Raw genomic sequence first — 19739 nt, forward strand, 5'->3', positions numbered from 1 at the left:
CATTACAGGCCCCTTTCATAAGAACAGCAAAACCACATCATCAGCCTACCCAACTACCTACTGCCCAGAAATTCCCTGCGAGGCCATCATCTTTTGCAATAACTCCTTACGTTCCTCATCAGAAGCATGTTCCCACTGCCAAGCAGATACAGGAATACGTACACTCACTGTGTCAGAACCATAACCAGTACCGTCACCCTTGACCGTGTAAAAAGCCTCTACCGTCACCAAGTCACTCTGTGATATTAGACCGCCCAAAGAACGCTGAGACCCAAACAATATAGTCGCAGAATCATTAGACCAATAGCCTCGCTGAGTACCAAACCCTGGATCTGTCACCAAGCTCCAACCCCAACTCTGAGTAGTAGTATTCACCGGATGATGCTCCACGTTATACCAATAATTACCCTCGCTATCGATAACCGCAGCATCACTAAACTCCTGCGCAAAATCAATATCACCAGGCCCCTTACGCCCAGCGCCAAAAGCACCGATAGGTGCCAGCCAGTCATGCGGAGAATGCACATACGACAGGTGTTGCTGCCCCTGGGCATCACGCTCTAGCATCCACTCACCAGCGTTAGCTTTCCTCACGGCATCCCACGTTAAACCAGCGGAACCATAAAACACCGCATTGTTCACGCTTGTCTGAGAGAGCCCAAGCGCTTCCGCACTTGTGGTCGTACCGTAGGAATGGGCGTTAATAGAAACAAATGGGTCGTTATAAGCGTCCGTCTTGCCCGCCCCGTATTCAGGGATATCAGTGTTAGAAGATTTAGTGACGTTCAAGCCGTCATAGAAACTAGCAAGTTTTTGACCGCCCTGCTGAGCCATTTCAGGGCTTAACACACTTTGTGTTGGCTTTTTCGAAATTGGGACCCCTCGCATAGCTGCGCTTCGCTCTCGATATCCACTTGAATCAGACCTGCCGTCAAGTGTTGATTCAATATTTGGCGTGTCATACCCTAAATACGCGACTACAGCTATGCGTTTCTGGGATTTTTGGTAATCCCCCACTTGTAAACCATCCATTTGTTGCCTGTGCATATCCTGGGCGTTCAGCGTTAAATCCTTGATACTACGCCCCACACTGTTGTCCATACCAGGAACCATAACAGTCGTAGCATCAGCCGAATCTACGTCTCCAACAGATACAACTGCCAGAACATTATTCTCATCAAAACCATCATCAATACGAGAGTTCGATATATCCAACGAAAGAATAAGGCGAGGAGCTTTTTTGCCCTTTTTATAAGCTGACGCTTCCTGCAACTGCACTAAGGCCGCACGTGTCGCATCATCCAAAGACTCATCAGCCAACAAATCATCCAACAACCAACGATTGGCCACATTCCGGTCAGAATACGGCACACCATTCAAATTACCCACCATACCGCAAGCACTATGCGCCAGGGCAGCCTTCTGATCAGCATCCAAACTAGCCCACCAAGACTTCGACACCGCAGCATCCCACACATCATCACCCGTACCACCCAACGGGTACCGCGCCAGCTCAGGATACTCACCAAAAAACTCAGCGATAGAACCTGCATCCAGCTCCGACAACGCTCCCAAAAACGCCTCGAACTCAACCGGCCCGTTATTAGCAGCCGCCGCCAAATCCTTTAACTGTTGCACCCGCTCATCACTCAAATCCCCCAGTAAAGTGCCCTTCACATCATCCACTGAAGAACCAAAGCCACCCCCACTAGAAGACGCACTACCACCGGCAGTCCACAGGCCCTCAACATTCAACACATACGCAGCCACCGCAGCAGCAGACTCCCGCGCATACTCAGCACGAATACCATCCACCTCAAGCTGCGCTGAGGCAATCACACCCTGAGAAACAGCTACCTCCTGCTGCAGTAAAGCCATCCTCACCCGATCCTGCTCACTCTGCTTACCGGCAATAGCGCCTAAAGTCCCAATCTGAGCAGAAGAATCCACCACAGTCGTGTGCGCTCTCTGTGCCTTACCCAAGGCCTCGTCGGCACGCGCCTGCAAATCGCTTAATGTGGTCTGCCACCCCTGTAGCACATCCCTCACCGCAACAAAAGTATCAGCCATGTTCCCCAAAGCCACCTGCCCCTCGGCAGCAACCTGCTCAATACGGCGAATACGATTCGACTCAGCATCAACAGAGGTAATACCCTGCAACTTATTAGCCTGTGCCTGGGCACCCGTCGCACGCTCTAGCCAATGAGAAATCACTGATGTATACGCTGCAGGATCACCGGGGCATGGGTCCCCACCAGTTAAGGGGGACCAGTCAGAAGGACGAGTGCTCATTCTTTACTTCCCATCTCCCGCTAAATCAGCGCTCTTAAAATCATCGAAAACCGCTTGCGCGCCATCACGAGCATTACCCAACGAAGCTACAGTTGCCGCCATCAACTGACCCTCTTGGCCCTTCACAACATCAGCATGATGATGAGCTACTGGGTCATCACTATCCACGGTACCCGCCGTTGATGTACCGTAGCCTTCGAACACTGTTTTAAGGTCCCCGAATGTATCGATGAGTTCTTGCAAAAGCTCATAACTGAATCTGATATCAGCCATACCAATCCTTCTATTGTCTTCCCGAAGCTAATTCCGGCGCTCAGCATCTAGCTCATCATCACCCGCCGGAGCAAGCCCAGTTTCAGGTTGAGGAACCACCACCATGCACTTCTTATCAAAGCGCTCAGGTAGTACGCGTCTTAGCTATATCTATATATACGCTTAGCTCTTCGCCAGAAACGGTCAACTCACACAGAACATCAGCACCACCGTACCACGAGCACACGCGCCACCCCAGCCACCCCCAAAGAGCCTAAAACAAGAGGAAACATACAGTAAGACCTCTTTGCACACACCCTGTAGCTACTCGAGAAAGCCCAAGGCGCCCATCATTGAATGCCCCTAGAACACAAAACCCGGGCCCAAGAAAAACTCTCGAACCCGGGTTTACAGCCTTTGAATAAAGGCTCTTGGTGCGCAGGGGGACTTGAACCCCTATAGACCCCCTAATGAAAGCCTGAAAAGTGCTTTTGACAGAGAGCGAGAGAAACAGAAAAAGGCAGAGCAAGACCAAGCAGAGAACTTCCTACCATCAGAGGCCACAAACCCCACAACCGGGATAGGAGATTACCCGCCAGGGTATAACCCACACTCCCAATGGGCCACAGCCACACCGGGCAGCGGGGGAATCTTGCAATAACCAAGAGGGCAGACCTAAACCGTCTGCTCTCTCTTTTTATGCCACCCCATAGATAACGTCACGCCGTATAGATAAAGACATAGACATAGGAATAACTACCCACCCCAGAGAAAAACTCACCAGGCACCAAGACACCCCAAGCTCATTATTAGGTGCAACCTCAGCATCACTGCGAGCTCTCGCAGATACCGACAACACACCACCAACCCCTAGCCACATCGCCACCCTTAACGCTAGGCTTAAGCACATCTCACAAGGAGACCACCAACCCCTAGCCTGCTAGAAGGCACACCAACATGACTACCATCGCACCAGAAACCACCACCAGCCAGGACTTCCAAGAAGCCTTAGAGACAGTTCTCGACAGGCTGGAAGGAGTAAACGCTATCCTGGCTACCCAGTAGCCCAGCCGCCCCTCTCATGCGGTACATAGCCCTCACAGATGCTCTAACAGTCCACGCCCGTCTAGCACCCGGACAGCATCTAAAACCTGGTGGGGAACATCTGCTAGAAAGCGCTCTCGCCCGACCAGCCACCAGCTACGCAGGGCACGAACTCTACCCTGGTATCTTCGATAAGGCCGCAGCTCTCCTAGAAGCACTGGTCCAGAATCACCCTTTCACGGACGGCAATAAGCGCACTGCCTACACCTGCACCGTCCTTTTCATGTACCTGAACGGTTGGGATATTCTTTCCCCGCAGGAGCTAGAAGACAGCCAGCAGGCCCAGTTCGTTGTTCAGGTAGCAGAGCACGCCCTGACCTTTGAGCAGATAGCCCAGCAACTAGAAAGCTGGTCAGTGCCTCGTAGCAGGTAAACCAAGAACTGACCCATCGTGTTGTGGGTCTCTGTTAATCTGGGAGCCATGAGCACCAGCCCACAGTTCCCAGCGCTCGCAGGCTTCTAAGATAGGCCCCTTGTTGGCATCGGGCAGGGTTCTCTAGCCCTGGTTCTCACCTGCTTTGATACAGGGTTGCTGGGCAAACGAGTATCAAATCAGTATCACAGAGCTGTTTTAGGGCAGAGAAAAACCCGTTTTCCCTGGCTCTCACCTGGGGAAACGGGTTTATTTTCGTGGTGCGCAAGGGGGGACTTGAACCCCCACGATCTTGCGATCACTGGCACCTGAAGCCAGCGCGTCTGCCAATTCCGCCACTTGCGCATTATTCTTTTTTGAGTTGCTCAATGGGCAACGAAGATAACTATACACGCTAGAGACCGACACGTCTACTTGAGGGTCTTATGGCATCCAGCACATTAGGGGCCTTCTGGTTGTAAGGCGTGAAATGATGGAACAATGAATGACTCAGCCCAGGATATAAGACTGACTTTCGGCCGTGACGAGCTCATTATTCAAGGCCGCTACGAAACGCTCTCAATCTGTAACGATATCCTCATCGGACTTATTTTCCTCATCGGGTCCTTTCTCTTTTTCTCGCAAGAAACCGTTGAGACAGGGACCTGGTTTTTTGTTGTCGGCTCAGCTCTCATGCTCGTACGCCCCTGCATACGGATCAGCAGGAGAATCCATCTCAAAAAACTTCATGGGACACCCAGTGGGCTACAGGCGACTCAGCCCGGAGCTTTTGATAACTAATGAGATGGGGGTGACCAGCCACCCTGGCTATAACCCCATAGGGCCCTCAGATTTAAGAGGGGTAAGTAGCAGGTATTTACCAGCTTGTCTCGGGGAGTTTTTACGGTTATCCACTAGACTAGATGCTTAGGCTATACGCTAACCCTGCGTATTAACCAGTTTCAGAGCGCCCGCTATCTTCAGGGTGGTAAGCCTGATATGTGATGTTGAAGGAGGCAAGCATGGGGTTCATCGACAAACTTGAACAGGGCCTAGAAAAGGCCGTGCGCGGCACCTTCGGCAAGGGTGGCACCTTTGAGCCGGTTGATATCGCTAACCGTCTGCGTACCGAAATGGACAACAAGGCTTACGCCGTATCCAATGGCCGCACCCTGGCACCCAACGTTTTTACCGTAGAGTTCTCAGCCCCCGATTTTTCACGGGCCCAGCAGTGGGGTGTGCCCCTAGCTGAGGAGCTGTGCGATGTTGTTATCCGCCACGCCCGCGACCAGGGCTATTCCTTGCGCGGTTCTGTGCGCGTGACGTTCACCCTGGGTGAGCAGCTAGAACCCGGTGATTTTGAAGTCACGGGTTCCCAGCAGAAGGTTGCCTCCCCCCAGGAGGCCCCGGCACAGCACCTTCCGCCTGCTGTTGCCCAAGATTCCCTGCCCTCGCGTATCAGCAAGCCAGCCGCTCCACCTCCTACCGAGCCAGTCCCGGCTCACAAGCTCCCCCAGCCCAAGCGACCGGCCCCCAAGCCACAGGTTGTGCTTGAAATTAACGGCGAGCGCCTTGCTGTAAAGGATCTGCCCGTCACTCTGGGGCGCGGCTCAAATGCCGATATTACTGTTGAGGACACCGGCGTTTCCCGCCGTCACCTTGAAATCGTTCAGCAGGATGACACCTACCTGGCTGTTGATTTGGGGTCAACCAACGGGTCCTACGTTAATGGGCGGCGTTTGATTGGCCGCGTTGAAATTAAAAACGGCGCGGTGATTGAAATGGGTCGTGCTCGTATCATTTTCCGTCTCATGGTCCGTAAGGGGTAGCTTGTGGCATCTGAAATAACCGTGACGGTTTTGCGTTTTGCCTTCCTTATTCTGCTGTGGCTTTTTGTCTTTATGGTGCTTGCCGCTTCTCGCCGTGATTTGGGTGTGGGGCGTAATATTCGTACTACCCGAGCCCAGATGGACGCGCCGATGGCGGCTGTCCCGCCGACCCCGGCCCACCCAGCTCCCACAGTACCCCCGGTTCGACCTTCACTCTTGACTATTGTTGACGGCGCCCAGGCAGGTGCCAGCATGCGACTGGGTAATTCCCCGGTGACGATCGGTCGTGCCACCGACATTGAGGTTTCTTTACAGGACGACTACGCTTCGGGCCGTCACGCCCGTCTCTTTCCGCAAGGGTCCCGCTGGTTCCTTGAGGATATGGGTTCCACCAACGGCACCTTTATTGGCGATCAGCGACTCACCCGCGCCACCCCTGTTCAGGTGGGGCAGCCTTTCCGTGTGGGTCGCACAACCATGCAGTTGAAAGACTAGTTAATGAGTATCGCTTTCCGTTTTGCGGCTCGATCCGATGTGGGTCGTGTGCGCTCTAAGAACGATGACTCCGGCTACGCCGGGCACTACCTAGCGGTAGTTGCCGACGGTATGGGCGGCCATGTTGGTGGCGATGTCGCATCTGCTACTACGGTCCTCGATTTGGCTCCGCTTGACCGTGCAGGTTTTGAGGGCAATGCCGGAATCTACCTGGCCGATGAGATTGTGAACGCCAATATCATCATGAATGAGCTAGTGGGCCTCAACCCTCGGCTGGCCGGCATGGGGACCACCTGCACGGCCTTGCTGATTGACGGTGACCAGATTGAGATGGCTCATATCGGCGACTCGCGGGCCTACCGTTTGCGTGACGGCATTTTTGAGCAGATCACGACCGACCACACTTTTGTTCAACGTCTTGTGCAGGAGGGGCGGATTAGCCCCGATGAGGCTGAGCTTCACCCGCACAAGAATGTGATTATGCGCGTCTTGGGCGATGTCGATGCCTCCCCTGAGCTGGAGCTTCGCACTTTAGATGCCCAGGTGGGCGAGAAGTGGCTCTTGAGTTCCGATGGGCTGGATGCTGTGGTCTCAGTCCAGGAGATTGAGGCTGTTATGCGGTCAACCGGTGACCTGCGCCAGATGGTTGATGTGCTGGTTGATATGACCCTAGAGCGCGGTGCCCCCGATAATGTCACCGTTGTCGCCCTATCGGTCATTAATGAGGACTCCCTGTCGGCGGCGGTCACTGCACCGCAACCGATTATTCCGGTGCGTAAGTACGGGGCTGACGGCAAGCTTGTGGGTGTTCATCCCACCCTTGAGCAGGAATCTGGTGTTCAGCTATCTGAGCAAACCGTCGAAGAAACAAACGTAGACACCGATGACAGTATCAACGGGGGCAGTTCTCGCCATCAGGCTCCTTGGCGGCGGCGGATGCCGCAGCACGCTAAGGTACACAACGCCCTGCGTCATGGTAAGTGGCGTGGTGAGTCCTTTACAGACGGCGTGCTCAATACTATGAGCGTTAAAGCCGGCGTGGATACTTCGCACCCGGTAACTGATGGTGCCGAGGATGTGCCGACCCCCGCTTCTATTCTTCGTCAGGAACTTTCTGAGCGCCCCCATGACCTGGTGGGATCAGCTGCGAACGCTACCCAGACCGGCATGATTCCGGCTGTTACCGCGCGAACAGCGAAAACGCTGAGCACTCTGTCGCATCCGGCAGAGGACCAGTCTGTGGAGCCCGCTGAGCTACCCGAGGAGTACCGGGCTGCCCTCAGTAATCTGGTGGAACCTTCTCCCCACCGCTGGCCCATGCGCATTTTTGTGGTTGTACTAACCCTGGCTGTCGCTCTTGCTACTGTCTGGAGCTTTGTCGCCTGGACCGGTGAACAGTACTACGTGGGGGTTAAAGACAACCACGTCGCGGTCTTTAACGGTATTAACCAGACCCTTGGGCCTATCACTCTTCACTCTGTGGTTGAGGAAACTGATATTGAGGTCAGTTCTCTGCCCGAACATTCGCAGACCAGGCTCACCAGCACGATTACTGCAAGGAATCAGGCTGATGCCGAACAGATTGTAAAAAATCTTCGGGAGCAGGTTCCCTCTGAGGTGGAGCCTGGGTCGGTAACTACCGCTTCACCGAGTGCATCGGCCTCTGCGCCTATCCCGTCTGCATCGCCAACAGCTAGTCCCGGACAAGGAGGTAACCAGTGAGCGCACCCAAACCGGTCGATGTGCCCCGCTCCCGCCGTTTCACCGAGTTCGTGCTGACGGCTCTTGCAGTTTTGCTCTGCCCTGCTGCCATGTACCTGGTTGATGCAGAAGCGGTGCTGGCCAATCGTATGTGGCTTCAGGCGCTGATTATCCAGGGTATTGGTGCCCTGATACTGCACACTGTGATGTACATTCGGGCTCGCTATGCTGACCCCTTTATCCTGCCTATTGCGGTTGCTCTCAACGGCCTGGGGTTAGCCATGATTTACCGCATTGACCTCACTACCCCGGCGAATGCTGGCTCAACTCAGCTCATGTGGACCGGCCTGGCCATGGTAGTTTCTGCCATCATCCTGTTTTTCCTGCGGGACCATAGGGTACTCCGCAAGGTCACCTATATCTCTCTCACGGTATCTTTGGTCTTGCTCATCCTTCCCTTGCTGCCACTTATTGGAACCGAGATTAACGGCGCTCGTATTTGGATCTCGGTCGGTGGGCGTACCTTCCAGCCCGGCGAAATCGCTAAAATTACGCTGGCTATATTCTTCGCCGGTTATCTCTCAGCCCACCGGGATCTCATCATGCTGGCGGGTAAGAAGATTGGGCCAGTGCGCCTACCCCGCTTCAAAGATATGGCACCCATGATGATAGCCTGGCTTGTTTCTTTGGGTGTTCTGGTCTTCCAGCGTGATTTGGGTTCCGCTATCCTCTTCTTCGGCATCTTCTTGGCAATGCTCTTCCTAGCCACCGGACGCCTAACCTGGGTTGCGCTGGGGTTGCTCTTCGTAGCGGCAGGTGGCTTCCTAGCCTATACCTACATCTCCCACGTCTACTACCGAATTAACTCCTGGGTTCATGCCTTTGACCCCGAGATTTATAACCAGCCGCTGGGCGGTTCCGGGCAGATCGTCCAGGGCCTGTTCGGGCTAGCCTCGGGCGGCCTCTTTGGGCGGGGCTGGGGCAATGGGCGCCCTGATCTGGTCTCCTATTCCAACTCAGACATGATTATCACAGCGTTGGGTGAGGAGCTGGGTCTCCTGGGTCTGGGCGCTATTCTCATGCTTTTCTTGTTGCTGGTCTCTCGCGGCTTTCGCGCAGCCTTGGGAACGCGTGATGCTTTCGGTAAGCTGCTGGCCTCTGGTTTCTCAGCACTCATCGTTATTCAGCTTTTTGTCGTCATCGGCGGTGTGACCCGCCTGATTCCGCTGACCGGCCTGACGACACCTTTCATGTCAGCCGGCGGCTCCTCCCTTCTCTCTAACTGGGTTATTGTCGCTATTTTGCTAGCTATTTCCCATACTGCTCGCGCCCCCCATGTGGTCGAGGCCTTCGACGAAGCAGATAGCATCAACTACGACGGTCGTGAAGCTGAAGGGGCTACCGCCGTCATATCTCGTATCTCTGAAAGCAACCGGGCAGGAGGTTCTCGCGGTGAATAAAGCAATCCGTAGGGCCTGGATAGCCGCCTCGTGTGTCTTTGTACTTCTCTTAGGCACTTTGACCTACATCCAGTTCTTTGACGCCAAGAGTTTGCAGGCCAACGCCTGGAACTCCCGTACCCTCTACGAAAGTTACGGCTCGCAGCGTGGTTCTATCGTGGTGAACGGTGTCGATATCGCTTCATCGGTTGAGTCGAATGATGGCTACGCTTTCCAGCGTACCTACTCTGCCCCTGAGCTTTACGCCGGAATCACTGGATACTATTCCTCGATCTATGGGGCGACCGGCCTTGAGTCAGCAATGAACGAGCAGCTCACGGGTAACTCCGATGCCCAGTTCTACGATCGTCTAGCCCAGATGTTTACCGGGGGATCTTCCCAGGGGGCAAGTGTTGAGCTTACTATCGACCCGGAACTTCAGCAGTTGGCCTATACCCTCTTGGACGGTCATAAAGGTGCAATCGTGGCTCTGAACCCCAAGACCGGTGAAATTCTGGCTATGGTGTCAACTCCCTCCTATGACCCCAATGCTCTTTCCTCCCATAATTCTGAGTCGGTGCTGGCCCAGTATGCGACCTTAAATGAGGACTCCAACCACCCGCTCTATAACCGAGCTATTGCCGGTGATACCTACGCGCCCGGTTCTACCTTCAAAATTATTGATGCTGTAGCCGCCCTGGAGTCGGGTAAATACGATGCAAATTCTGTGATTGATAACCCCCAGAACCTCACCTTGCCCAATACCAACGTCACTCTGCCTAACTATGTAGGTGGTCAGTGCTCAACCCAAACCACTGCCACTATAGAGTGGGCGTTAGCACAGTCCTGCAACACTCCTTTTGCGCAGATTGCTATGGACCTGGGTGAGGATACAATCGCGCAGACAGCTAAGAACTTTGGGTACGGCCAAGACCTACGGATTCCCTTGCCTGTTTCCCAGTCTGTCTTCCCCACCAACATGGAGAAAAGCCAGCTAGCACAGGCGGCAATTGGACAGTACGATGTGAAGACCACCCCTTTGCAGGTTGCCATGATGAGTGCCGCGATTGCTAATGACGGTGTGCAAATGAAACCTAACCTGATTCGGTCGGTTAAATCCCACAACCTGAGTTCGCTCTACGAGTTCTCCGCTGAGGAGCTAAAAAGATCGACTTCAGCGGATGTCGCCAACCAGGTTACCGATTGGATGGTTAACGATGTTGATAACGGTATCGCCTCGGCGGCTTCCGTGAACGGTGTCAAGGTTGCGGGTAAAACGGGAACTGCTGAGATCGGTGATAGCGGCTTAAATAATTCCTGGTTCACGGGTTTCGCGCCGGCGGACGACCCGCAGGTCGCTATCGCGGTAGTCTATGAAGGTGTAGACGTCACAATAGGGGCGCAGCTTGCTGCTCCCGCAGGTAAACAACTTTTTGAGGCGGTGTTAAAGAAGTGAGGCCTTCGGTAGATGTGACTCTCGGTGGTCGCTACACCCTGACTGAGCGTATCGCTATTGGCGGTATGGGCGAGGTCTGGAAGGCGCGCGATAAGGTTCTAGGCCGCACCGTCGCCGTTAAAATTCTGAAAGAGGAATATACTGGCGATCCCGGTTTCCTAGAGCGGTTCCGTGCCGAGGCGCGCCACACCGCCCTGCTCAATCACCCCGGTGTCGCTAACGTCTTTGACTACGGCGAAGAAGACGGCTCTGCCTACCTGGTCATGGAACTGGTGCCGGGCGAACCGCTTTCTAACATTATTGAGCGCGATAAGCAGCTCCCGGCTGACCGTATCCTCAACATCATGGCGCAGACTGCCCGCGCTCTGGCCGCAGCCCACGCGCAGGGCTTGGTTCACCGTGACGTCAAACCGGGCAACCTGATTATCACCCCCGATGAGCGTGTTAAGGTTACCGACTTCGGTATTGCCCGACTGGCTGACCAGGTACCTCTGACCGCAACCGGCCAGGTTATGGGCACCGCCCAGTACCTCGCTCCTGAGCAGGCTACCGGCCAGCAGGCTACGCAGTCTTCCGATATGTACTCCCTGGGTATTATCGGCTACGAGTGCTTGGCGGGCCGTCGCCCCTTTACTGGCGAGTCACAGATTGCTATTGCTCTTGCCCAGGTAAACGATCCTCCGCCACCGCTACCGCAGGACGTACCTGCACCAGCGGCAGCACTGATTATGTGCCTGCTCTCTAAGGACCCCGCCGACCGCCCTGAAACCGCCACCGCTCTGGCCTCAGCCATTGATGCGATTAGACGGCGGGATATTCCTGCGGCTGTTAAGGCTGTACCGCCCCTAGGGCATTTCCTCCCTCAGGGTGCTGATACTCAAGCAACACAGGTGATGACTGCACCCACGAGTGTCACCTCCGCAGCGGCACGGTTTGGTTCTGGTGTCCGCTATGAGCCTGAGCCCACAACGGCCCGTGTTCCCAGTGCCGCCCCCCTGCCACCCGGTGGCTACCCGCCGCGGGCTGTGGAGCAGAAGAAAAAGAACCCCTGGGGTTGGGTCTCCTTGGTTTTGGCCTTACTGCTCATTGCGGGCGTTGTCTGGTTTGTGGTCTTTAACAACAGCCAGCCTCAGGTGACCGATACCCCCAAGCCAACGGCGTCGGGAACGGTGTCTACGGTAAGCGCTTCGCCTACCCCCGGCACCGAAACAACGACTCAGCAAGACACCCGCGTTGAAATCACTTCTGCTGACTTTGAAGGCCGTGCCCTCGATGAGGTAGTCAACCAGCTGGCAGGAATGGGGTTCTCCACACGGACCACAGGTGTTACCTCCGACGCTGCGGTTGATACTGTACTCTCGGTATCACCAACCGGTAGTGTGAAAGTGGGCGAAACCATCACCGTTCAGTACTCTACAGGGCCCAAATCTGTGACCCTACCCAGTAATCTGGAGGGTACAAACTCGGAAGATGCAATCGCGGCGATTACCACCCTGGGTGTCAATGTTCAGATTCACTTTGAAGAGAGCAGTAGCGCCCAGGAAGGCACCGTGTTGCGCACTTCCCCCACCTCAAGCTCACGCGTTGAGGTCGGCAGCAGTGTTGATGTCTATGTGGCTAAGGCCCCGGCCAGCACCACAGCTTCCCCGAGCGCTTCAACCAGCGCCCCGTCAGATAATAACGATTCCGGGTCAAACTCATCGAGTGACACCGGAACCGGCAACTAGATTCCACCGGAAATGATAGGTGACTACATGGACCAGCAGGTTCCTGAAACTATCGATCAGCGTTACGAGGTTGGGGCCGTTATCGGCTCCGGCGCAATGGCAACTGTCTACGAAGCGGTTGATACTCGTCTGGGTCGAAAGGTTGCGCTGAAGGTTCTGCGGACTGAGCACGCTCAGGACGCTATTTTCCGTGCTCGCTTCCAGCGTGAAGCGGAGGCTGTTGCAGCTCTCAACCATCGCTCCATTGTGGCCGTGTACGATACCGGGGCTTTTGATATCCAGTCAGGAAGTAGCCAAGTATCAGTTCCTTTTATGGTGATGGAGCTTGTTCAGGGCACAACCCTGCATGAGGCAATCTCAAACGGTGACGTTGATCAGGCCCTGGCTCTTGCTTACGGTGTGCAGATTCTGGAGGCTTTGGAGTACAGCCACAGCGCCGGAATTATCCACCGCGATATCAAGCCAGCTAATGTGATGATTCTTCCGCAGACCGATGAGGATAAGCAGCTTGGGGAGCCCTCCCAGATCAAGGTGATGGACTTCGGTATCGCTCGCGCGGCTGAAGAGGCCAGTGACGCGATTACTAAGGCTAACACCGTCATGGGTACAGCACGTTATATCTCTCCTGAGCAGGCTCGCGGCCAGACAGCTGACGCCCGTAGCGATGTCTATTCTGCCGCCTGTGTGGTCTATGAGATGCTTGCAGGCTGCTCACCCTTTGATGCTCCCACGAATGTCGAGCTGGCGGGTAAGCACCTGAGTGAAGCCCCTCAGCCTCCCAGTACCTATGCTGCGGAAATTTCGCCAGCTTTGGATCAGGTTGTTCTCAAGGGCCTGAGCAAGAATCCAGCGGACCGCTACCAGAGCGCCGCAGAATTTGCTGAAGCTCTCAAGTCAACCGATGGGGCAACCGTTCCGTTTGATCTCCAGGACCCCACCGAGGCTACCGCCGCTTTTAGTGCCGCTGGCCTGGGCACTACCCTTGCGAGCGCGGCTGCTCTGCCTGATCATAAGCGTGAGACGGAGGAAGCCGGTCTTGGCAGCTTCTTTGACTCAGCGCAAGAAGAGTTCACCGATGAGGAGCTGTACGGGTACGGCTACGGCGAGGATGCCCTTAAGGCGCGTAAGAAGCGTCGTAGGAGTGCGTGGGGTAAGGCTCTTACCACTCTGCTAATTATCTTCCTTGCGGCCTTTGGTGTGGGCTCTGTGCTCTACTACCAGGCTGAGCTCAATAAGGTTCCTACGCATGTGATCCCGGCTGTTCAGGGCCAGACCAAGGAGGAAGCTGAGACTCAGCTTCGCAACCTCAACTATGTTCTTAAGTTTGAGGAGGAGCATTCTGACAGTATCCCGAAGGGTTCTGTTATTAAGACTTCTCCTGTGACCGGGCTTGAGGCTGAGGAAGGTACCGAGATTGTGGTTACGGTGTCTTCTGGTCCTTCGGTTCTGATGATTCCCGGTAATTTGGAGGGCCAGAGTGAGCAGTATGTCCGTGAGACTCTGACGGCCGCTGGCTTTGTTCCTGGCCGTACAACTACAGTCAATAGCCCGACTATTCCTGCTGGCATGGTTATTGGGGTTACTCCTGAGTCTGGTGCGCAGGCCGATGCTGGGTCAACCGTTGATATTATTCTGTCGAATGGCAAGGTAGAGGTTCCTAGCCTGGTTGGTTTGAGCAGGGATGCGGCTATTGCGGCTCTTACTTCTGCCGATACGCTTCTGAGCACCAACATTGAAACCGTCACGACGTCTGCTCAGCCTGCGGGTACCGTTGTGTCGCAGAGTGCGGCGCCTGGCACGCTGGTGGAGCAGGGCTCAACGATTACTATCCGTGTTGCAGTTGCTCCGGCACCTACGGTTGCGCCTGCGCCTACGGCTGCTGCAACTAGCCAGCCTGCTGCAACTACTCAGCCTGCTGCGTCACCGTCGCCTAGCTCTTCGAGTGCAGCTCCAAGGCCTGCGCCTAGCACTAGTAGTAGCAATAAGGACAAAGAGTAAGCCAGAGGGTCTATATCAGTAAGAAGCCTCCCTCCCCAGTTGCGGGGAGGGAGGCTTACTGATATGAGCTGGGTGTATTAGGCGTTGCCTTCGATAAGGGGTGAGAGGGCTGCTCCCTTGGCGGCGGCGCCTTCTAGTCCTACTTCTTCGAGCCAGTTACCCAGCATGAGGTAGCCGCCTTCAGTGAGCACGGATTCGGGGTGGAACTGGACACCGTGCATGGGTGCTTGCTTGTGGCGTAGGCCCATGATGATTCCCTTATCGGTACTGGAGGTAACCTCGAGTTCCTGCGGCAGGGTATCGGGTTCTACAGCCAGGGAGTGGTAGCGGGTAGCGGTAAAGGAGCTGGGTAGGCCTTTGAAGACTGACTGGCCGGTGTGGACGAGTTGGGAGGTCTTGCCGTGCATTAGTTCGGGGGCGTGGCTGACAACTCCGCCGAAGGCTTCTGCGATCGCTTGATGCCCCAGACAGACCCCAAGGAGGGGTTTGTGTTCTTGGGCGGCCCAGGTGATGGTGTCGATGATGACTCCGGCTTCGGCGGGGGCACCGGGCCCGGGCGAGATAAGTAGACCGTCGTGCTCTTGGGCGAGGGTGATGGTTTGTTCGAGGGTGAGCTCGTCGTTGCGGATGACGGTGGTTTCGGCACCGAGTTGCTGGATATAGCCGACCAGGGTGAAGACAAAACTGTCGTAGTTATCGATAACGAGGATTTTGGTCATGGTGCGCCCTTTCGTGATGCTGCCTTGATTCTATCGCAGGCAGGTTTTGGCCTGCCGGGGTGGGGGGGTTAGTTCCCTATGGTCACCTCGGTGCCGAAGGGGCTGTAATGAGCAAGGTAGGGGAAGACGTATTCCATGAGCCCGTAAACGGCCAAGCAGATGAGCGCGATGGCAGTGATGATACGGACCCAGAGGGGGCCGGGCAGGTGGCGGAAAATCCAGGCGTACATGGTGGTGTGTCTTTCGGGTCAGTTTTTAGGAGCCGGCAACAGAGGCGATTTCGGCGGGGGGTCCGGCCTGGTTGGGTTGCCAGCTGACGAATTCTGCGTGGACGATGTAGCGTTCGGTGCTGCCGTAGCGCGGGTGGCAGCTGGTGAGGGTGAGGAGGCGGCGGGTGGCTTCTTCGACGGGGGCTTCTAGCTGGTCTGGGTTGGGGGCTATAACCTCTACCTGGCTGGGGAGGACGATCTGTGACTGGTAGACCCGGTAGGTGTAGTAGCCTTCGGCAGTACGGATATAGATGTTGTCTCCGGTTTGGAGTTGGTCGATGTGGTCAAGAACAGCACCGTTGGTTTGCCGGTGCCCTGCGAGGGCGAAGTTTCCGTAGGCCCCGAGCGCCTGGCTTTCGGGGTAGTGCCCTAGTCCGAGAGTGTCGAGCACGTCGCTGCCTACTCCCTCTGCCAGGGGGCGGGTATAGTCGGCACCCAGCCTAGGGATATAGACCACTCCGTAAGCTTGTCCATAGCTGGGAGATAGGGTGAGCGTCGGGTTGGCTGGGTCGTAGGCGGGTATTTCTGCTGTTTTGGCGGAGTCTGGTGTAGTGGTCGGGTTGAATTCTTGAATTAGCCCTTGGACGGTATCGCCCTGGATCCGGTTGGCGGCCAGGTTGGTCCACCAGAGTTGCCAGGCCACGAAGAGAAGCAAGATGAGTCCGAGGGTAATAAGGAGCTCACCCACGACCGAGAGTGTCAGTTGCAGCGGGGTACCTTGAGCTGCCGCTTGGGGGCGGGGTGACGTTTGGGGTGCTGACTTTGAAGTCAAGGTTGTACCTCGGCAGGTCGAAAGGGGTGTACCGTTACAATGTTAGAACTTTTTATGGTGCTAGAGCTAAAATCGTTGTGACCGTACTTTATTGTCAACTGCTGGGGCACCCCCTACTGGAGGAAATGTGGCTGAGTCTAAGTCAATCCGCGATGAGGATCTTGAAGAGGCGGAGCTTCGCCGCATCGCTGAGTCTATGTATAGCGATGAGGAGTTTCCCTCACCTACGCCGCTCTGGTACCGGGTGATTATGTTCTCCCTGATTATTCTGGGTGTGCTGTGGATTATCGTTTTCTATATCACCCAGTCTCTGTACCCTGTTCCGGGTATCGGCAACTGGAATATTGGTATCGGTATCGGGCTGATGATGATTGGCCTAATGATGACGACTCGCTGGCGTTAGGTTGAGCGTGGCTGATAAGAAACCTGAGGTCACGAATCCCGCTAATCTTGCCCCTGTTGACCCGAACGAGCCCTTAGATGAGCGCCCCGATATAAGGGCTGCTCGATTTGAGACTAAGTTGCGGCGTTGGGCGCTCTTTGGCGTGGTAGCCGCTATCGCTCTTTATTTTGCCTGGCAGGCTGTAACCGGCTCTTAGCGCCTGGCTTAGAAAACAGGTTTAGAAGAACTCCGTTTCTGCCCTGAGAGGGCGGGGCGGAGTTTTTCTGTGCATACTAAAAAGGCCTGCTCTCCGCTACCTTACGGTAGCAGAGGGCAGGACCACATGACACACAGTGTTCTCGTCGACGCTCTTGTGCCGGGAGTCTTTAGGACTCGGGGGCGATGAAGGCGACATCCAGGTTGATGACCACCTTATCGGAAACAAGCACTCCGCCAGCTTCTACAGCGGCGTTCCAGGTAATACCGAAGTCCTTGCGGGAGATGGTGGTGGTTACCGAAGCACCAGCGCGGGTGGCACCGAAGGCGTCAACAACGGCACCGGTGAATTCGCCGGTGAAGGTGACAGGGCGGGTCTCACCCTTGATGGTGAGATTGCCAGCGATGGTGAGGTCTTGACCGTCAAGCTCAAAGGAAGTGGAGGTGAAGGTCATCTCGGGGTGGTTTTCTGCGTCGAAGAAGTCAGCGCCGCGCAGGTGGCCGTCGCGGTCTGCGTTACCGGTGCTAACGGAGTCCATGCCTACGGTAGCTTCTACGGTTGATTCTGCAATGTTTTCAGCGATGGTGAGCTCTGCTTCAACCTGGCTAAAGCTGCCGCGCACCTTGGTGATACCTGCGTGGCGGACGGTGAAACCGACTTCTGAATGGGTTGCATCGTAGTTCCATGTGCCGGTGGTCAGTTCTGCCATGATTTTCTCCTTGTCTAGGTGTTTTCTTTCAACACCATTTACTTTACATGTAAAGTTTTAGGAATACAAAGCCACCGACTGCTTTAGACAGAAAATTTTTTACAGCAGCACTTCTACCTCAGAACACCCTCCCGAGAAGCCGCAGAATACACGCGCTCACCTAATCTCTCCAAGACAGGTGAACTAATCTTCCAGTGCTGCCAATAGAGGGGCACATCAACCGGCTCTGCAGCCAGCTCCACCAGCTCACCATTCTCCAGCTCACGAACACACTGAACCTCCGGAATGATCCCCCAGGCCATACCCGAAAGCACAGCTCTAACATAGTCCGGGGAGCTGGGCAGGTAGATAACAGGAGGGGTAAGTAATTCCTGCCGCCCCAATCCAAACCGGTCAAGGAGCAGTTCTTGCGCCGAAGCAAGGCCAAAATCCTTACGATCAAATTCCACAAGAGGGGCAAGGCCCAACTGTTCTACAGTAACTGCCGGGTAATCCGGGAAATGACGGTCAATATAGGCGCGCGAAGCCACTACCCGATAGCGCAGCACCCCGAGCCGCTCGACGGCACACCCTGGGATGGGTTCCGGGTTGGAGGTAAGCGCTGCCATTACCTCACCAGAACGCAAGAGGGCAGATGAGTGATATTCAGCTTCCCGGCGAACGTCGCAAAAGATCCGGTCCTCGGTAGCCAGCTCCCCCACCGCACTGAGAAACCAGGTAGCTAAAGAGTCTGCATTGACAGCCACAGCTACGCTCTGGGAACCTTCAGCGCCACCGAGTTCACGCATCATTTCGGTATGCAGGAACTCGCTCTGGCGCGCCACCCGCAAAACGCTCTGGCCCGCCTCGGTAGCAACAACAGGGTTAGTTCGCTTGAGAAGGACTTTACCGGCGAGCTGTTCCATAGCTTTCACACGCTGTGAAATAGCAGAAGCACTGACCCCAAGAATGTCTGCGGCGGCCTCAAAGGTCCCATATTCAATGACGGTGACAAAGGTTTGTAGCTGGTCGGTAGTAAAACGTATCATAAGTAAATCTTATGCTATTTAATTTTCATTAGATGGCTTTATTGGTTGAGGTCACCTACGATGGGTTGCGTGGTAGCAGCAAATTTTTTAGCACCCGTGCTTATGGGGTTGGGGACGTCCCTCTCTCTCATTGTGGCTATTGGGGCGCAGAATGCCTATATCCTCAAGCAGGGTATTATTGGCCGTTTTATCTGGCCTATCGCCCTGTTCTGCATTTTCTCTGATGCCCTGCTCATTGGGCTGGGCGTTCTTGGTATGGGTGCCCTGGCTGATTCTGCCGTATGGGTTCTTGAAGTTCTACGCTGGGGCGGTGGGCTCTTCCTAGTTGTCTATGGCCTTTTCGCTGCTCGGCGGGCTCTATGCCCTTCTATGCTGACAGTCACGAGCAAGGAATCAGGCCCGCAGACCCTGGCCAAGGCTCTGCTACTTGCTGCTGCCATGACCTACCTTAACCCTCACACCTACCTCGACACCATTGTATTTATCGGTGGTCTTGCGGCCCAGCAGGGAGATAGCCGCTGGTTCTTCTATGCCGGAGCTGTCGCGGGGAGCGTCCTTTGGTTCACCTTCTTAGCCTCCTGTAGCCGCTTTCTTCGCTCCGTCTTTGCTAACCCTAAGGCCTGGCGTGTACTCGATGCCGGTATTGCGGCACTCATGTTCTTCCTGGCCTACCAGATTATCTTTAGTGCGTAAAAATAGACATTCATGCTTGCCCTTTATGGGGGAACCAGAGGTTTCTAGCCTGCACCCTTGGTTACCGACTTTTCTACATTATGTGGCTCTTCTTCTGTTTCTAGGGGCACAGAGAACCAGCAGTAGCCTTCAGAAGAAGTAACCCTTTGGGCGCAGAGTAGGCGGTGGAGGGAACTTTATGATCGGCCAGATGTGCGGTGTTTTACCTTATTTTTTGAGCAGGCAGGAATTTGGGGCATGAAAAAGCGAGGGAGTCTAGAGCGTTAGCTCTAGACTCCCTCGCTGAATAACCAGGGGTTATTATT

At 55.0% G+C, this 19739-nt stretch carries 19 protein-coding genes and 1 tRNA gene; 12 read left to right on the top strand and 8 right to left on the bottom strand.

What is annotated here, in order from left to right:
* Positions 1–57: 57 nt before the first annotated feature.
* Positions 58–2292, bottom strand: a complete 2235-nt coding sequence (locus tag ACN08V_RS06840; RefSeq protein WP_419104993.1) for an alpha/beta hydrolase — start codon at positions 2290–2292, stop codon at positions 58–60.
* Positions 2293–2295: 3 nt separating this feature from the next.
* Positions 2296–2565: a hypothetical protein gene (locus tag ACN08V_RS06845; RefSeq protein WP_419104994.1), complete on the bottom strand. Its 270-nt coding sequence runs from the start codon at positions 2563–2565 to the stop codon at positions 2296–2298.
* 1060 nt (positions 2566–3625) lie between these two features.
* Between ACN08V_RS06845 and ACN08V_RS06850 the strand changes: the two genes are divergently transcribed.
* The gene (locus ACN08V_RS06850) at positions 3626–4021 is read left to right on the top strand and encodes a type II toxin-antitoxin system death-on-curing family toxin (RefSeq protein WP_419100773.1); all 396 of its coding nucleotides are present in this window, start codon (positions 3626–3628) and stop codon (positions 4019–4021) included.
* A gap of 258 nt (positions 4022–4279) precedes the next feature.
* On the opposite strand, the gene ACN08V_RS06855 is transcribed toward ACN08V_RS06850, so the two are convergent.
* Positions 4280–4366: transfer RNA gene (locus ACN08V_RS06855), tRNA-Leu, on the bottom strand.
* A gap of 135 nt (positions 4367–4501) precedes the next feature.
* Between ACN08V_RS06855 and ACN08V_RS06860 the strand changes: the two genes are divergently transcribed.
* The 8 genes from ACN08V_RS06860 to pknB all read left to right on the top strand — a co-directional run bounded on the left by ACN08V_RS06860 (position 4502) and on the right by pknB (position 14645).
* Positions 4502–4801 carry a YrhK family protein gene (locus ACN08V_RS06860; protein WP_419100772.1) on the top strand — a complete coding sequence of 100 codons (300 nt, stop codon included), beginning with the start codon at positions 4502–4504 and terminating at the stop codon, positions 4799–4801.
* Positions 4802–5022: 221 nt separating this feature from the next.
* The gene (locus ACN08V_RS06865) at positions 5023–5829 is read left to right on the top strand and encodes an FhaA domain-containing protein (RefSeq protein WP_419104995.1); all 807 of its coding nucleotides are present in this window, start codon (positions 5023–5025) and stop codon (positions 5827–5829) included.
* A gap of 3 nt (positions 5830–5832) precedes the next feature.
* Positions 5833–6324: an FHA domain-containing protein FhaB/FipA gene (locus ACN08V_RS06870; protein WP_419104996.1), complete on the top strand. Its 492-nt coding sequence runs from the start codon at positions 5833–5835 to the stop codon at positions 6322–6324.
* A gap of 3 nt (positions 6325–6327) precedes the next feature.
* Positions 6328–8046: a PP2C family protein-serine/threonine phosphatase gene (locus ACN08V_RS06875; protein WP_419104997.1), complete on the top strand. Its 1719-nt coding sequence runs from the start codon at positions 6328–6330 to the stop codon at positions 8044–8046.
* Complete coding sequence (locus tag ACN08V_RS06880; protein WP_419104998.1) at positions 8043–9485, top strand: FtsW/RodA/SpoVE family cell cycle protein; 1443 nt, start codon at positions 8043–8045, stop codon at positions 9483–9485. Before ACN08V_RS06875 ends, ACN08V_RS06880 begins: the two co-directional genes overlap by 4 nt.
* Positions 9478–10920, top strand: coding sequence for a peptidoglycan D,D-transpeptidase FtsI family protein (locus tag ACN08V_RS06885; RefSeq protein ID WP_419104999.1), 1443 nt, complete (start codon positions 9478–9480; stop codon positions 10918–10920). The genes ACN08V_RS06880 and ACN08V_RS06885 overlap by 8 nt, the downstream gene beginning before the upstream one ends.
* Complete coding sequence (locus ACN08V_RS06890) at positions 10917–12647, top strand: protein kinase domain-containing protein (RefSeq protein WP_419105000.1); 1731 nt, start codon at positions 10917–10919, stop codon at positions 12645–12647. Before ACN08V_RS06885 ends, ACN08V_RS06890 begins: the two co-directional genes overlap by 4 nt.
* Positions 12648–12674: 27 nt before the next feature.
* The gene (gene pknB, locus ACN08V_RS06895) at positions 12675–14645 is read left to right on the top strand and encodes a Stk1 family PASTA domain-containing Ser/Thr kinase (RefSeq protein WP_419105001.1); all 1971 of its coding nucleotides are present in this window, start codon (positions 12675–12677) and stop codon (positions 14643–14645) included.
* Between the two features lie 77 nt (positions 14646–14722).
* On the opposite strand, the gene ACN08V_RS06900 is transcribed toward pknB, so the two are convergent.
* From ACN08V_RS06900 to ACN08V_RS06910, 3 genes are all read right to left on the bottom strand, one after another.
* Positions 14723–15364, bottom strand: coding sequence for an aminodeoxychorismate/anthranilate synthase component II (locus tag ACN08V_RS06900; RefSeq protein ID WP_419105002.1), 642 nt, complete (start codon positions 15362–15364; stop codon positions 14723–14725).
* A gap of 68 nt (positions 15365–15432) precedes the next feature.
* Positions 15433–15594, bottom strand: a complete 162-nt coding sequence (locus ACN08V_RS06905) for a hypothetical protein (protein ID WP_419100763.1) — start codon at positions 15592–15594, stop codon at positions 15433–15435.
* A gap of 25 nt (positions 15595–15619) precedes the next feature.
* Complete coding sequence (locus tag ACN08V_RS06910; RefSeq protein WP_419105003.1) at positions 15620–16405, bottom strand: class E sortase; 786 nt, start codon at positions 16403–16405, stop codon at positions 15620–15622.
* A gap of 127 nt (positions 16406–16532) precedes the next feature.
* Between ACN08V_RS06910 and ACN08V_RS06915 the strand changes: the two genes are divergently transcribed.
* The gene (locus ACN08V_RS06915) at positions 16533–16808 is read left to right on the top strand and encodes a cell division protein CrgA (RefSeq protein WP_419100761.1); all 276 of its coding nucleotides are present in this window, start codon (positions 16533–16535) and stop codon (positions 16806–16808) included.
* A 7-nt stretch (positions 16809–16815) separates the two neighbouring features.
* Positions 16816–17004: a hypothetical protein gene (locus ACN08V_RS06920; RefSeq protein WP_419100760.1), complete on the top strand. Its 189-nt coding sequence runs from the start codon at positions 16816–16818 to the stop codon at positions 17002–17004.
* A 169-nt stretch (positions 17005–17173) separates the two neighbouring features.
* On the opposite strand, the gene ACN08V_RS06925 is transcribed toward ACN08V_RS06920, so the two are convergent.
* A complete protein-coding gene (locus ACN08V_RS06925; RefSeq protein ID WP_419100755.1) occupies positions 17174–17713 on the bottom strand; it encodes a YceI family protein in 540 nt (179 codons plus the stop codon).
* 113 nt (positions 17714–17826) lie between these two features.
* Positions 17827–18741 carry a LysR family transcriptional regulator ArgP gene (locus ACN08V_RS06930; protein ID WP_419105004.1) on the bottom strand — a complete coding sequence of 305 codons (915 nt, stop codon included), beginning with the start codon at positions 18739–18741 and terminating at the stop codon, positions 17827–17829.
* A 60-nt stretch (positions 18742–18801) separates the two neighbouring features.
* On the opposite strand from ACN08V_RS06930, the gene ACN08V_RS06935 reads away from it, so the two are divergent.
* A complete protein-coding gene (locus ACN08V_RS06935) occupies positions 18802–19434 on the top strand; it encodes a LysE/ArgO family amino acid transporter (RefSeq protein WP_419105005.1) in 633 nt (210 codons plus the stop codon).
* Positions 19435–19739 lie beyond the last annotated feature (305 nt).

Source organism: Rothia sp. P5766 (genome assembly GCF_048513555.1).
GTDB lineage: Bacteria > Actinomycetota > Actinomycetes > Actinomycetales > Micrococcaceae > Rothia.

Coding starts and splice junctions, on each gene's coding strand:
- ACN08V_RS06840 (WP_419104993.1), bottom strand. CDS start 2,292: ATGAGCACTCGTCCTTCTGACTGGTCCCCCTTAACTGGTGGGGACCCA.
- ACN08V_RS06845 (WP_419104994.1), bottom strand. CDS start 2,565: ATGGCTGATATCAGATTCAGTTATGAGCTTTTGCAAGAACTCATCGAT.
- ACN08V_RS06850 (WP_419100773.1), top strand. CDS start 3,626: ATGCGGTACATAGCCCTCACAGATGCTCTAACAGTCCACGCCCGTCTA.
- ACN08V_RS06860 (WP_419100772.1), top strand. CDS start 4,502: ATGAATGACTCAGCCCAGGATATAAGACTGACTTTCGGCCGTGACGAG.
- ACN08V_RS06865 (WP_419104995.1), top strand. CDS start 5,023: ATGGGGTTCATCGACAAACTTGAACAGGGCCTAGAAAAGGCCGTGCGC.
- ACN08V_RS06875 (WP_419104997.1), top strand. CDS start 6,328: ATGAGTATCGCTTTCCGTTTTGCGGCTCGATCCGATGTGGGTCGTGTG.
- pknB (WP_419105001.1), top strand. CDS start 12,675: ATGGACCAGCAGGTTCCTGAAACTATCGATCAGCGTTACGAGGTTGGG.
- ACN08V_RS06900 (WP_419105002.1), bottom strand. CDS start 15,364: ATGACCAAAATCCTCGTTATCGATAACTACGACAGTTTTGTCTTCACC.
- ACN08V_RS06905 (WP_419100763.1), bottom strand. CDS start 15,594: ATGTACGCCTGGATTTTCCGCCACCTGCCCGGCCCCCTCTGGGTCCGT.
- ACN08V_RS06925 (WP_419100755.1), bottom strand. CDS start 17,713: ATGGCAGAACTGACCACCGGCACATGGAACTACGATGCAACCCATTCA.
- ACN08V_RS06930 (WP_419105004.1), bottom strand. CDS start 18,741: ATGATACGTTTTACTACCGACCAGCTACAAACCTTTGTCACCGTCATT.
- ACN08V_RS06935 (WP_419105005.1), top strand. CDS start 18,802: ATGGGTTGCGTGGTAGCAGCAAATTTTTTAGCACCCGTGCTTATGGGG.